Origin of the sequence: Photobacterium aphoticum (assembly GCF_001029435.1) — a bacterium.
GTDB classification, from domain to species: domain Bacteria; phylum Pseudomonadota; class Gammaproteobacteria; order Enterobacterales; family Vibrionaceae; genus Photobacterium; species Photobacterium aphoticum.
The window spans coordinates 14,370-27,433 of sequence record NZ_LDOV01000011.1; the positions used below are offsets into that span (position 1 = coordinate 14,370).

The 13,064-nt window shown below is 43.9% G+C and carries 10 protein-coding genes; 9 read left to right on the plus strand and 1 reads right to left on the minus strand.

All coding sequences use genetic code 11. The annotated features are described in order from the left end of the window. The first annotated feature begins 372 nt into the window (after positions 1 to 372). The 6 genes from ubiE to tatC all read left to right on the plus strand — a co-directional run bounded on the left by ubiE (position 373) and on the right by tatC (position 4,820). The gene (ubiE, locus tag ABT58_RS07065) at positions 373 to 1,128 is read left to right on the plus strand and encodes a bifunctional demethylmenaquinone methyltransferase/2-methoxy-6-polyprenyl-1,4-benzoquinol methylase UbiE (protein WP_047873694.1); all 756 of its coding nucleotides are present in this window, start codon (positions 373 to 375) and stop codon (positions 1,126 to 1,128) included. Positions 1,129 to 1,135: 7 nt separating this feature from the next. Beyond that, entirely contained in the window at positions 1,136 to 1,747 is a 612-nt protein-coding gene (locus ABT58_RS07070) for a ubiquinone biosynthesis accessory factor UbiJ (RefSeq protein ID WP_047873695.1), read from the plus strand. Then, complete coding sequence (gene ubiB / locus ABT58_RS07075; protein ID WP_047873696.1) at positions 1,744 to 3,381, plus strand: ubiquinone biosynthesis regulatory protein kinase UbiB; 1,638 nt, start codon at positions 1,744 to 1,746, stop codon at positions 3,379 to 3,381. Before ABT58_RS07070 ends, ubiB begins: the two co-directional genes overlap by 4 nt. 72 nt (positions 3,382 to 3,453) lie before the next feature. Continuing rightward, positions 3,454 to 3,708, plus strand: coding sequence for a Sec-independent protein translocase subunit TatA (gene tatA / locus ABT58_RS07080; protein ID WP_047873697.1), 255 nt, complete (start codon positions 3,454 to 3,456; stop codon positions 3,706 to 3,708). A 3-nt stretch (positions 3,709 to 3,711) separates the two neighbouring features. Further along, complete coding sequence (gene tatB, locus ABT58_RS07085) at positions 3,712 to 4,053, plus strand: Sec-independent protein translocase protein TatB (RefSeq protein WP_047873698.1); 342 nt, start codon at positions 3,712 to 3,714, stop codon at positions 4,051 to 4,053. Positions 4,054 to 4,064: 11 nt separating this feature from the next. Further along, entirely contained in the window at positions 4,065 to 4,820 is a 756-nt protein-coding gene (tatC, locus tag ABT58_RS07090; RefSeq protein WP_047873699.1) for a Sec-independent protein translocase subunit TatC, read from the plus strand. Positions 4,821 to 5,168: 348 nt separating this feature from the next. On the opposite strand, the gene ABT58_RS07095 is transcribed toward tatC, so the two are convergent. After that, positions 5,169 to 6,536: a YjiH family protein gene (locus ABT58_RS07095; protein ID WP_047873700.1), complete on the minus strand. Its 1,368-nt coding sequence runs from the start codon at positions 6,534 to 6,536 to the stop codon at positions 5,169 to 5,171. A gap of 458 nt (positions 6,537 to 6,994) precedes the next feature. On the opposite strand from ABT58_RS07095, the gene ABT58_RS07100 reads away from it, so the two are divergent. The 3 genes from ABT58_RS07100 (at position 6,995) to ABT58_RS07110 (ending at position 13,058) form a co-directional block, all read left to right on the plus strand. Next, entirely contained in the window at positions 6,995 to 8,470 is a 1,476-nt protein-coding gene (locus ABT58_RS07100; RefSeq protein WP_146147294.1) for a leucine-rich repeat domain-containing protein, read from the plus strand. A gap of 145 nt (positions 8,471 to 8,615) precedes the next feature. Then, positions 8,616 to 9,488, plus strand: coding sequence for a PAAR domain-containing protein (locus ABT58_RS23680; RefSeq protein WP_082211008.1), 873 nt, complete (start codon positions 8,616 to 8,618; stop codon positions 9,486 to 9,488). 24 nt (positions 9,489 to 9,512) lie between these two features. Then, positions 9,513 to 13,058 carry a hypothetical protein gene (locus tag ABT58_RS07110; RefSeq protein WP_047873702.1) on the plus strand — a complete coding sequence of 1,182 codons (3,546 nt, stop codon included), beginning with the start codon at positions 9,513 to 9,515 and terminating at the stop codon, positions 13,056 to 13,058. The last annotated feature ends 6 nt before the right edge of the window (positions 13,059 to 13,064 follow it).

Genomic DNA, 13,064 nt, shown 5'->3' on the forward strand with positions numbered 1-13,064 from the left:
TCTCACGGGGAAAGGTCACCGTCTGCACCGGTATCACAGCCGACGCGTACAGACACACAGGCAACGGCCTCTCACTCAAAGACTGTGATGAATCCGGTCAATCCTGTCGAGCAGCATGCGCAGCCTGAAGCGCCTCGTCCGGTGAGTCAGCCCGCGCCAACGCGCCAGCCAAGCCAGCAGCCGGTGTTGCACCATACTTTGCACCATACCCTGCGCCATGCGGCACATTATGGTGACAGCCAGCGTCCCGCGACGCTGACGGATCGTACCGACGAGGCCGATAATTGATTGAGTGTTGTGCTTTGAGCAAAGGACAACCATCAAGTACACTAGGCCAGTAATTGACAGATCATTAACAATGACGGAATAAGCATGACGGACACCACACTAGATACGACCCATTTTGGCTATCGTACTGTCGCCAAGGAGCAAAAGGCTGAGCTGGTCGCAGAAGTATTTCACTCCGTGGCAGCCAAGTACGACATCATGAACGATTTGATGTCGATGGGTATCCATCGCGTTTGGAAGCGATTCACCATCGATTGCAGTGGCGTACGTCGCGGCCATAAAGTGCTCGATTTGGGCGGCGGTACCGGCGATTTAACCGCCAAGTTCTCCCGCATTGTCGGTGAAGATGGTCAGGTTATTTTGGCTGACATTAACAACTCGATGCTGAACGTGGGCCGCAGCAAACTGCGTGACATGGGTGTGGTCGGTAACGTTGGCTATGTACAAGCGAATGCGGAAGAGCTGCCGTTCCCGGATGATTTCTTTGACTGCATCACCATCAGTTTCTGTCTGCGTAACGTGACCGACAAAGATAAAGCGTTGCGTTCGATGTACCGCGTATTGAAGCCGGGTGGCCGTTTGTTGGTGCTGGAGTTCTCCAAGCCGATCCTTGAGCCGCTTTCCAAAGTGTATGACGCGTACTCTTTCCACCTGTTGCCTAAAATGGGTGAAATCATTGCTAACGACAGCGAAAGCTACCGTTACCTGGCGGAGTCTATCCGTATGCACCCGGATCAGAACACGCTGGAAGGCATGATGCAGGACGCCGGTTTTGAGCAAACCAACTACTACAACCTGACGGGCGGCATCGTAGCGTTGCACCGTGGTTATAAGTTCTGAGGATCCTATGCCGGTTGATGCATTAGTCACAGGCGCGGTGGAAACCGCACTGAACACCCTGATCAAAGAAGACGAAGACAGCCAGCGTCGTCTGGCCCGTCTGCGCGGCAAGATCATTCGTGTGACGCTCAATGAGCTCAATAAACAGCTGATTTTTGTGTTCAGCCAGCAAGTTGATGTGCTGGGGGCGTATGAAGGGGACGTCGATTGTGCGTTGGCCCTGAATGTGTCAGTGCTGCCGGAATTGCGCCAGCAAGCGAACCTGACGCAACTGATCAAAGCGGACAAGTTATCCATTGACGGTGACGTGCAGCTGGCACAGCAGTTCTCCACCTTATTGAGTGGCCTGAAACCGGATGTGGAAGAGAAACTGTCTCACTACACCGGTGACATCGTGGCCCATACGCTGGTCAGTGGTGCCAAACAAGGTGTCCGCTGGCTACAGAAGGGCGTCGCACGCCAGCAGCGCTATGTGGCGGAAGTGATCACCGAAGAGTGGAAACTGGCACCTCAGGCATTGGAAATCGCCTATTTTGCTGATCAAGTGGATGATCTGAAAAGTGATGTGGCCCGTTGTGAAGCCCGTCTGAACCGTCTACTTGAGCAGACTGCCCCATGATTGCTTTTGCTGAATTGAAACGCCTCTACCAGATCACCGCCGTGCAACTGCGCTACGGGCTGGATGAGTTATTGCCGGATGATCCCCGTTTGCGCCTGCCCAAGACCGCACGCCGTGGCTTGTACTGGCTCAAGAACCAGCACCCGGAGAAACCACTGGGTGAACGCCTGCGTTTGGCTCTGCAAGAGCTGGGACCGGTCTGGATCAAGTTCGGCCAGATGATGTCGACCCGCCGCGACTTGTTCCCACCGCACATCGCCGACCAATTGGCACTGTTGCAAGATCAGGTCGCGCCGTTTGACGGCAAGCTGGCCAAGCAGCAGATGGAAGCCGCGCTGGGTGGTCCGCTGGAAACCTGGTTTGATGATTTCGATGAAACGCCACTGGCGTCGGCCTCCATTGCACAGGTACATACCGCGACCTTGCGTGAAAACGGGCAGGAAATCGTCCTCAAAGTGATCCGCCCGGACATTTTGCCGGTGATCCAGGCTGACATTAAGCTGATGTACCGCATGGCCAGCCTGCTGGCAAAAATGCTGCCGGAAGCGCGCCGTTTGCGCCCGATGGAAGTGGTACGTGAATACGAGAAAACCCTGCTTGATGAGCTGAACCTGATGCGCGAAGCCGCCAACGGGATCCAGCTGCGCCGCAACTTTGAAGACAATCCGATGCTGTATGTGCCGGAGGTCTACACGGACTTAAGTCGTGAAAATTTGCTGGTGATGGAGCGCATTTATGGCATTCAGGTGTCCGATGTCGAGGCGTTGATCGCCAACGGCACGGATATGAAACTGCTGTCTGAAAATGCCGTGACCATCTTCTTTACCCAGGTGTTCCGTGACAGCTTCTTCCATGCAGATATGCATCCGGGGAATATTTTTGTTGCGCGGGAAAATCCACAAAATCCGCAGTGGATTGCATTAGATTGTGGTATTGTCGGCACCCTGAACCGGGAAGATAAGCGTTATCTGGCCGAAAACCTGCTCGCATTTTTCAATCGCGACTACCGCAAAGTGGCGGAATTGCACGTCGATTCAGGCTGGGTACCGAAAGATACCAATGTCGATGAATTCGAGTTTGCCATTCGCACCGTGTGTGAGCCGATCTTTGAAAAGCCGCTGGCAGAAATCTCTTTTGGGCATGTATTGCTGAATCTGTTTAACACCGCGCGCCGCTTCAATATGGAAGTGCAACCGCAGCTGGTGTTACTGCAGAAGACCCTGTTGTATGTGGAAGGGTTAGGGCGTCAGTTGTATCCGCAGCTTGATTTGTGGGACACCGCCAAGCCTTTCTTGGAAGACTGGATGTCGCGTCAGGTCGGCCCGCAAGCCGTGATCGATGGCGTAAAGAGCCGTGCACCGTTCTGGGCTGAAAAGTTGCCAGAGCTGCCGGAATTACTTTACGACAGTTTGCGTCAGGGCAATGCGCTGAACCAGCGAATCGATACACTCTACGAGCATTTCATGGAGAGTCGACGCTATCAGGGCCAGGCACGGTTCCACTTTGGCATTGGTGCAACGTTGGTTGTATGTTCTGCCATACTTTTTAGTAATCATATGGACACTTATGCAGCCATCAGTGCTGTTACGGGTATCACGTTTTGGTTACTTGGGTGGCGAGCTTGCCGCAAGTAGGCGGTAAAGTGAACACCCCAACACACAAAAAACGTTTTGTTATCAACCACAATTAGCTGAGGTAAAACAAGCATGGGTGGTATTAGTATTTGGCAATTGCTAATCATTGCACTGATCATTGTGCTTCTATTCGGAACCAAGAAACTACGCAGTCTGGGTGGTGATTTGGGCTCTGCGGTAAAAGGCTTCAAAAAAGCGATCAGCGATGACGAGCCAGCTGCGAAGAAAGACGCCGAAGTGGATGCTGATTTTGATCAGAAAAAACTGACTGAACAGCAGCAGGGTGAGCAGGCTCAGAAGAGCCAAAAAGACAAAGAGCAGGCTTAACACGTGTTTGATATCGGGTTCTGGGAATTAGTACTGATCTCCGTGGTGGGATTGGTGGTACTGGGGCCGGAACGCCTGCCTGTCGCGATCCGTTCGGTGTCGCGTTGGGTAGGTGCTGCTCGTAATATGGCGAACTCAGTAAAGGATGAACTGTCGCAGGAGCTCAAACTCCAGGAGCTGCAGGAAAACCTCAAGAAAGCTGAGCAAATGGGGATGAAAGATCTCTCGCCTGAGCTACAGGACTCTGTCGACGAGCTGAAAAAAGCGGCGGCGGAAGTGCAGCGTCCTTATGCTGAGAAAAAAGATGAGCAGCCCTCGGTGACGACCTCTCACAAGCAGGATTAAATTACATCACTATGTCTACCGTTGAAGATACGCAACCGTTATTCAGCCATCTGATTGAGCTGCGTAACCGTTTATTGCGTTCCATTCTGAGTGTCATTGTGGTTTTTCTTGGTCTGGTTTGGTTTGCCAACGACATCTATTCGTTCCTGTCCGCACCTTTGGTAGAGCGTCTACCGGAAGGGGCGACCATGATCGCAACGGATGTGGCATCACCATTCTTCACGCCAATTAAGCTCACCTTGGTGACTTCAGTTTTTGTTGCTGTACCCATGATTTTGTATCAGGTGTGGGGCTTTATTGCTCCTGGCTTGTACAAACATGAGCGCAAGCTGATCTGGCCGCTGTTGGTATCCAGTTCGCTGTTGTTCTATGCCGGTGTGGCCTTTGCGTACTTTGTGGTTTTTCCACTGGTCTTTGGCTTCTTTACCAGCATCGCACCGGATGGTGTGCAAGTGGCGACGGACATTGCCAGCTACCTCGATTTCGTGCTGGCGCTATTCATGGCATTCGGTATTGCGTTTGAAATTCCGGTGGCCATCCTGCTGCTGTGCTGGACCGGTGCAACCGATCCGCAGAGTCTGCGTGAGAAGCGCCCATACATCATTGTCGGGGCATTTGTCGTCGGCATGTTGTTGACGCCACCAGACATCATTTCACAAACGCTGTTGGCTGTGCCTATGTGTTTGCTGTTTGAAGTGGGTCTGTTCTTCTCGAAATTCTACGTGCGTGAGCATGACGAAGAAGATGAAGATATCGACGCGCAGTAACCGTGCAGCGTGATGAAAAAAACCGGCTCAGGCCGGTTTTTTTGTACCTGCTATTTGGGGATCGGGCACTGTCGGAACATACGCCTCTAGCATTGCCATGTTCGAAAGCGTTATGCGAAATGCGCCCGTGGCTGAGCGGGTTTCGTCTGTGTCCGCCCACGCGTTTCTGTACAGGCAGAGAGACGACAGCGAGCGCTAAAGGTATGTTCCGTAGGCGCACATGATGGGATGTCTGAGAACGGATGAGCGAGGCGATGAGAGAGCAGCTTATTGGTTTCTCCGCGATAAACGACGGGCACAAAAAAGCCAGCGCAGGGCTGGCTTTTGATGGTTTTACTCGTGGCGTTATCAGAAGAAGATATGCGCCATCAGCGCGATCACTGGCAAGGTTACCAGCGTACGCAGGATGAAGATCATGAACAGCTCCCACGGTTTCACCGGGATTTTACTGCCGATCAGCAAGGCACCAATTTCAGACATGTAGATAAGCTGTGTCACCGACATCGCTGCAATCACAAAGCGGGTCAGATCGCTCTCAATGCCCGAGGCCAAAATCGATGGCAGGAACATATCCGCAAAGCCAACCACGATGGTTTCAGAGGCTGCCGCTGCATCAGGGATCTGTAGTAATTCCAGGTAAGGAATGAATGGCAGACCCATTACGCTGAAAATTGAGGTGTTCTCCGCAATCACCAGTGCCACGGTACCGATCGCCATCACTACTGGCAGTACACCGAAAATCATGTCAGCGGCGTTTTTAATGCCGTCGATCGCCACTTTACGCAGGCTGGTCACTTCATTGGCTTTCGCCAGGGCTTGCTCCAAACCAAAGCTCACCACAGTGTGGCCTTCTGGCACCGCTTCAATATCGCCTTGTAGTGGTTCACCGTCGATGAAACGATCTTTCTTCCAAGACAGCGGCGGTAAGCGCGGCACAATCACGGCAGCCGCCAAGCCTGCCAGACACACGGTCAGGTAGAACGGGGCAAACATGTGCTCCAGGTTTACCTGCGCAATCACTACCAAGCTGAAGGTAATGGATACCGCCGTAAACGTGGTACCAATCACGGCCGCTTCACGCTCGGTGTAGATCTTACTTTCATACTGCTTGCTGGTCATCAGCACGCCAACACTGCCGTCACCCAACCAAGAAGCGATACAGTTCACCGCCGAGCGGCCTGGCAAGTTAAACAGCGGACGCATGATGCGGGTAAACAGTGCACCCACAAACTCCAGCAAGCCAAAGTTTAGCAGTAGTGGCAACAGCAAACCGGCAAACAGGAACACCGAGAACAGCACTGGCAGCAGATCATTTAAGACCAAGCCACCTGTCGCGCCATCGCGGATCATCGCCGGACCAACACCAAAATAGGTCATCAGAACGAAGACTGCACCTAGCTGCTGGACGATAAACCATGGCAGGGTCGGGTTGAGCAGGCCACTGAAAAAATGACTTTTTAAAATAGGTTGTGGCTTGAACAGTTTGGTGGCAATCGTCGCCGCCGCCGTCAGGCTGATCAATACCGTGACAATCGTTGTCAGCATGCCTTCAAACAGCGCTTGTACTGATTTGGCCAGCACTGCAATAGGAATGGTTAACGTGTCTTGATAGTTGATCGGTGCCATAAACAAGAACACGCCCATCAATGATGGGAGTACGAACATAAGCCAGTTGGCTGGTGTAGGGCGCTTAGCGGCGCAGGTTTGCTCTTGCATACATCATCCAGTCAGAAACAGCATAATAGGTTGATTATTCAATGTGTTTTATAACCATCCACTAGGTGGTGGCTAATGAGTAGGCGAATATTACAGGTAAAATGCAGCTGGTGGAATACTAAATCGCCAAATCTGCCTTTTTATGCGAATAGATTGCAAGAATAACAGAATTTCAGCGTAATCATTCACTTAGCAAAGGTCGAAAATGGCCTTGCGTTGGTGGTAACTGATTGATTAAAAGTGGCTTACGTGAATTTGAAAGCACAATGTTGCAGCCTGAAAGATGAGTGAATAAAAAGGAGTGCTCTCTGCAAGAGGCATGTGCTTGTGCAAGAAACTGAGAAACAGACTCAAGGAATCAGAGAGCGGCCTCTCGACGGCCACATTGGCTTATATAATGCGAAAAATATGAGTGATGTGCCAGGAAGCATATCAGAGCAAAGAAAGGAGTCTTCATTGTGTCATGCTGTTTACTATCACGCCTTTTTCGTTCGCTTCGCCTTATTGGGTTAGTAGGTGTTGGATTTTTCATTGTATGCACAAAGGGATGGGCAGAAGAGCATCTTCCCCGACATGTCATGCAGTCACCGGATGTACAACATGTCTTTAAATATTATGAAATGCGTGGCGATGAGATACCAACGGTATACTGGCAGGGTGAAGGTAATGTTCCTGAGATAAATAAAAATTATTTATATTATGGTCCTGATAGTATTGATGTGAACCTAAAAGAACTGCTTATTGATGAAAGATACAGAACATTTTATGATCTTTCTTTTTCTGAATTTATAGTACTCGATAATGAATTGAATGTTTCACATCTTAAATTATCAGAACTTGAGGGGAGTGAAAACGATCTGCTTCAGCAGTTGGAACATCTAAAGTATTTGTCAATAAATGACAATCGGATGTATTTGAATGATTCAGACCTTGATTTATCTAATAATATAAAGTTGAAAGAACTGACTTTAGAATATGGTGATATTAAAAATGTCATATTGCCAGTAAGCAACACATTAGAAAAGATTGTCTCTAGAGATGGGCACTTTCACAATTTAACAAACCTTAAAGATCAAATAAAATTATCAGCATTGATATTGAATGACACTGTCAAAAATATCTCAGAGATCAATGGTCTTGGTATTGAGTATTTGTTGCTTGATAGGATTAAAGGGAAGAGATTGCCATTTGATTTGTCATCACTGAAAAAGCTGAAAGTGTTAGATCTGTATATGAATATGGATACAGAGATTAAATATAACTGGAAGAACAAAACGGGTTTTCAAATAAGCAAGGATGATGTATTTGAGCGTTTTGAAGTGCCTGATACTGTACGCTTTTTACGTTTTGGTGGAGACAGAAATGTTCACGTTCCTTTGTTTAATAAAAGGAGTGAGCTGAAAACGCTGATATTTTTTGGGACGAACATTCATACTCTTCATGGCTTAGATAACTTACAGCAATTGGAAGTGCTAGATATAAGTAATTCACCGATTGCGAAAATTAGTGGTCTTGATAAATTAGATAGATTAAAACGCTTAAGTATAAGATATACACAGATAGATGAAGTGAAAAATATATCACATTTAGATAATCTAGAATATCTAAATGTGAATCATAACAAAATAACACGTATTGAGGACCTTTCACCATTATGGCGATTGAATGAGATCGATATATCTTGGAATAAATTGGATGATATTTCTTCAGCCAATTTCCCGTTAGGTAGCTCTGTGCGGATGTTTTACAACCCACTTTATGTAAATGCGGATCCTTTTACCCAGCAGATGTTGAAATCACTGTATTATTCCTATGCACCCGATGATTTTATCGGTAGAACAAAGGTGAGTCAGTTTTGGTCTGTGGCAAAGTATTTCATATATATATATCCCAAGAAAAGAGAAACATATATACCGATGATACACATTGACTGATGTTGCATGTCGAGTGCAGAAAACTGAGAAGTAGGCTCAAAGAACAAAAGATACCCGTAGCATGGATTTCTCTTGCCTGAAGATAATGCTACCAGATGTATATAATCGTCATTTCCAATGAGAAGATAGCAGAGAAGGGAAGACGATGGGCCAACCAGCTGCACGCATCAGTGATATGCACCTTTGTCCGAAAGTGACCAGTAAAGTGCCTCATGTCGGCGGCCCGGTAGCTGCAGGTTCCGGCAATGTCTTTATTGGCGGAATGCCGGCTGCCCGTAAAGGGGATAAATTGGTGTGCGTCGGGCCTCCGGATTCGATCTCTGGTGGCTCTTCAACGGTATTTATCAACGGAAAGCCTGCTGCCCGAATGGGTGATAGTACATCACATGGGGGGGTCATTGTTGCCGGCATGCCTACCGTACTCATTGGCGATCAATCTTATTCCGTCCCGAAAGGGCCAAAGCCAACATCCTCCAGTGGTGAGGCATCAGCCTTCACACCTATTGCGAGCCGCGAGGCAAGTGCACCGAGTTCATCTAATTCGCTATTGGATTTACCCGCCGATCAATTTTCAGCAACCTCTTCACAAGTTCCACCTGACGAAAAAGGGATGGGATTAGCCATGAAAGATCAGTATGGCAATCCTTACTCGGGGTGCAGCTATGAAATATCAGCAGGTGGAAAAACAGAAGAAGGTAAGACGACAGGGAGTGGTGTGATCAATCTTGAACCTTTCAAAAGCGAAGAAGAAGTGATGATCAAGTTCTGGCCAGATCCGAGTGATACCGAAAACTATCAAAGAAAACGAGTGAAAATGCAGAAACTGGCTTCGATTGATACACCGGAAGGGGTGCAGCAGCGATTAGCAAATTTAGCGCTTTTGTCAGGGCAGGTCGATGGCAATTTAGGTGGCACAACAAAGCGTGATTTAAAAGCAATGCAGTTTGATCGTGAATTTGCGTTCACAGGTGAAGTCGACGCAGAAACCAAAGCTTGGTTAGAAGAAAATGAAAAATAGAGACAGGGATAGTAGGGTTTAAATATGTACGATAAGTTAATGAAGGATATGCAACTTGATTACGATAGTACATTGTATGATCTTGAATATTCGATGGCTATTAAGGAAAAAGCTCTTATTTATAAGGAAAACTTATCTTTAGATAACAACAATGAACAGTATATTAATAAATTTTCTGTTTTAATTGATAAGTTTGTTGAATCTAAAGATTTAAAAATAAAGCATCTAAATAAAATATTAGAGAATCAAATAGAGCGTCACAATTCAAACAATATCTATGTTAATTATAAAGATGATGTGAGCGAAAACTTAGATAGATTAAAAAAAAGACAAAAGAAATATAAAGAAGTGTTTTATAAAAGTACATTGAATATATTGAAAGATGATGGTATCCCCCATCATCCTAGTCAATGGAAGTTGGATGATATAGAGGATATTGAACCTTTTATACCATTAGTAACATCAGAGTGTTTTGGTCATGAGGAATATGAAGATGCAACAACGAATTTAGTTGAGCCAAAAGATTTTGATTATAGTAATGTTGTATTTCGTTATGCTGATGACACTAATGATATAATTCGTAATAGATTTATATTATACTGGGATTGTGACAATGAGTGCAAGACTGAAAAAGAGGCTGAAATAAGTGATGGCTTTCATTTGGGAGAAGTTAATGTAGCATACATTAATGATTATGGTTATGCATATAAAATAAATATTGAAGGTGATGGGGCGATAATAAAATCAAAGAATAAAGAAGGGAAAATAGTATTTTCATTAACTAAGCCTATAATCCCAAGAAATGTTTATGATATTAAAGGTGATGTTGAAAAAGATAAATATTATCCATATAATCATACTGAGACTAAAGTTAGATTTAATCGTCACGGTGAAATATTATTATATCCATTGGATCAAAATTCATTTACTACAAAGTCTATTAGTAGCATTAGCAAAATAAAAGTAGATGGTTGTTCTTCCGCCACAACAAAATTAAATAAACTCGTATATGAAGTTGATGAAGATACTCCACCGAATAGTGTATCTCTTCATTGTACATTACCTGAATGGAATCATCGCCTTAAAACTGAAATAAATTTTTTAAAAAGGCAGTTAAATCAATATAAATTGTTGTGTCACCCTCATTTGATCAATCTTCATTATCTTTCAGAAATGGATAAAATTTTAGATTGGCATATTAAATACCCTTATATTTCAAGTTTTGATCATAAGCAGAGAAATGATCCTACTGCTGATGTTAAAGCTGCATTCTTTGGTCTTCCTCCATTTGAAAAGAAAAAGTCACCATTTGTTGATGAAATGGAAATGAGGTATCAGTTAAAAGATTCTATTGTTTCATTAACTAATTCTATTCAATCAATTATTGAAGAGCCAGAGCAGTCAACATTGACATTTGGATTAGCTATTCAGAAAAATCATTTAGAAAGAAGTTCAAAAAAGCTATTTGAACTTGTGACATCACCGCTTTTAAAAGCTGAAATTAATAGATATAGAGATAGCGCTAAAAAACATTTTTCTGACGGATATACTATTGAAGGGATCATGCCTCCTGGCCCATATATGGAGAAAGAAGAGCATTGGGATCAGATATTTATTACTATATCTGAATGTTATGCACTATTATCTCAATCAACAAAATTTAGACTAAAGATATGGGATGCGGAAATTAAACATGGATTTGATGCATTAGGTGGTTTTGATCGAGAAGAGATCGCTGATAATGCAGTGTTTGAAAAGTGGGATAGAGAAAAAGATACAGAATATTTATCCCACCAAGCGATAAGCTTGCAAGATAATATTGTTATGGACCAAACAATTACATCTGTATTTAAAGGGATTATTGAAGATTATGAAGTCTATGCTAAATCTTATTTGGGTTATATTGTTCCAGGCCCAGGTGCTCCCTGTATGTTGCAAGTCGCCCTTAATTGTTTCCAGTTGGAACTAGAGACATTGTTTTTAGAAAGAGCTAGGGATAATTTGGTAAAGGGAGGAAGGACATATCATATACGAGTTTATTTATCTGTTTTGAAATGCATGGGATTATTGGGGAGGGATAAAAAAACTGAAATAATCAATAGAGTTGATGATTTATTCGATGGGTTAATAAGGAAAAATCAAGCCTATGGTCATGATAATATACGTGATATAAACAATAGATTAAATGGTAGGGCGAAAGGTGCTATTGCTAGATTTTATCGAAATATTGATGGTAATAATGGGCTGAATGGGTGGTTTTATAATAAGTTTAGTTGGGATATAGATCGAGTAGGTGATGCAAATAATCTTCAACGATTGGGTTCTTTCGCAAAAACAGTTTATTCAATTTATAACTATGCTTACGCAATGCAGGAATTACTTGCTGTTTCTGAAGATAGTAAAAAAAATGGATGGGATTTGCTTGAAACATCTTGGGAATATACAACTCGATTGGCAAATCTACTTGTTGCGACTGGTGCGTTAACAGTTACGGTTGCAAATCTAATAATGAGCTTTAGAGTTCAGCTGAATAAATATTTTAGCAAAAATATAACTCCTCCACCTTTGACGACGGCAAGAAAGTTATTTGGTTTATTTTTAGATATTGGAGGCGTTGTAATCAGTGTATTTCAAATTATATCTTCAAGTATTGATTTGGCTAAAGCATTAAAAAATGGAGATGGTCATGCTGCATTTATGGCTGGAGCGAATATCTCTGCCAATGTACTTTTAGTAGCAGGTCTATCAACAAAAAATACATTATTAAAAATGGCGGGTAGGTCAATATGTCGAAGGGCTGGTTATACATTTATTTCAGCAGCAACAGGTGGGTTATTACTTTGTATTGGAAGCGGTATAACGTTTGCTCTTTTAGCATATGAGTTATCTAAGATAATAAAAGACTATACAGCAACAGAATATCAGAAAAATATTATTAAATACTGGTCGTTTTTTAAAGAAGAAAAGCCTATTTCAAAAGAGCTTGTTAGTGAATATGAACTCCTTATTGATTATGAAGATAAAGCTGATGAAGACTTATGGGGCATTGCAACAGATTCATATGATGATGGGTTATCTAAAGTAAAAACTTCATATATAAGTGATTGTTATGCTTTATACATTGAATATTGGAAGGAAAAAAAGATTAATGGCAGTGAAAATAATCCATTACTGTTCATTGACGAATATCATAAAGAAGATTTAAGTTCTTATTCGGGAATACGTTTGAATTATTTGTCATGGAGAGCCATTATCCCTCTTTATTTGACTATTGATAATAAAGGTGAACGTGTTTATTCATTGTCTAAAATTAAAGAGATGACAAGGTTTGATGTTGATTGGATGGATAAGGATAATTTTAATGGAATAAGGACTGTAGAGGATGTTGTTAAGTATTATGATGGTTTGGTGAAAATTGGAAAAATGAAAAAAGAAGCTCGTGTTAAGAGGCGCGGTAAATATGTTTTAATATCAGATTTATTAGAGGTTGGTGAATTTACACCATCTTATAGTGATGAGTTTTATCTTGATGGATGCTTTGATCATGATTCATTTAGGTTAATATATTGAGGAGGT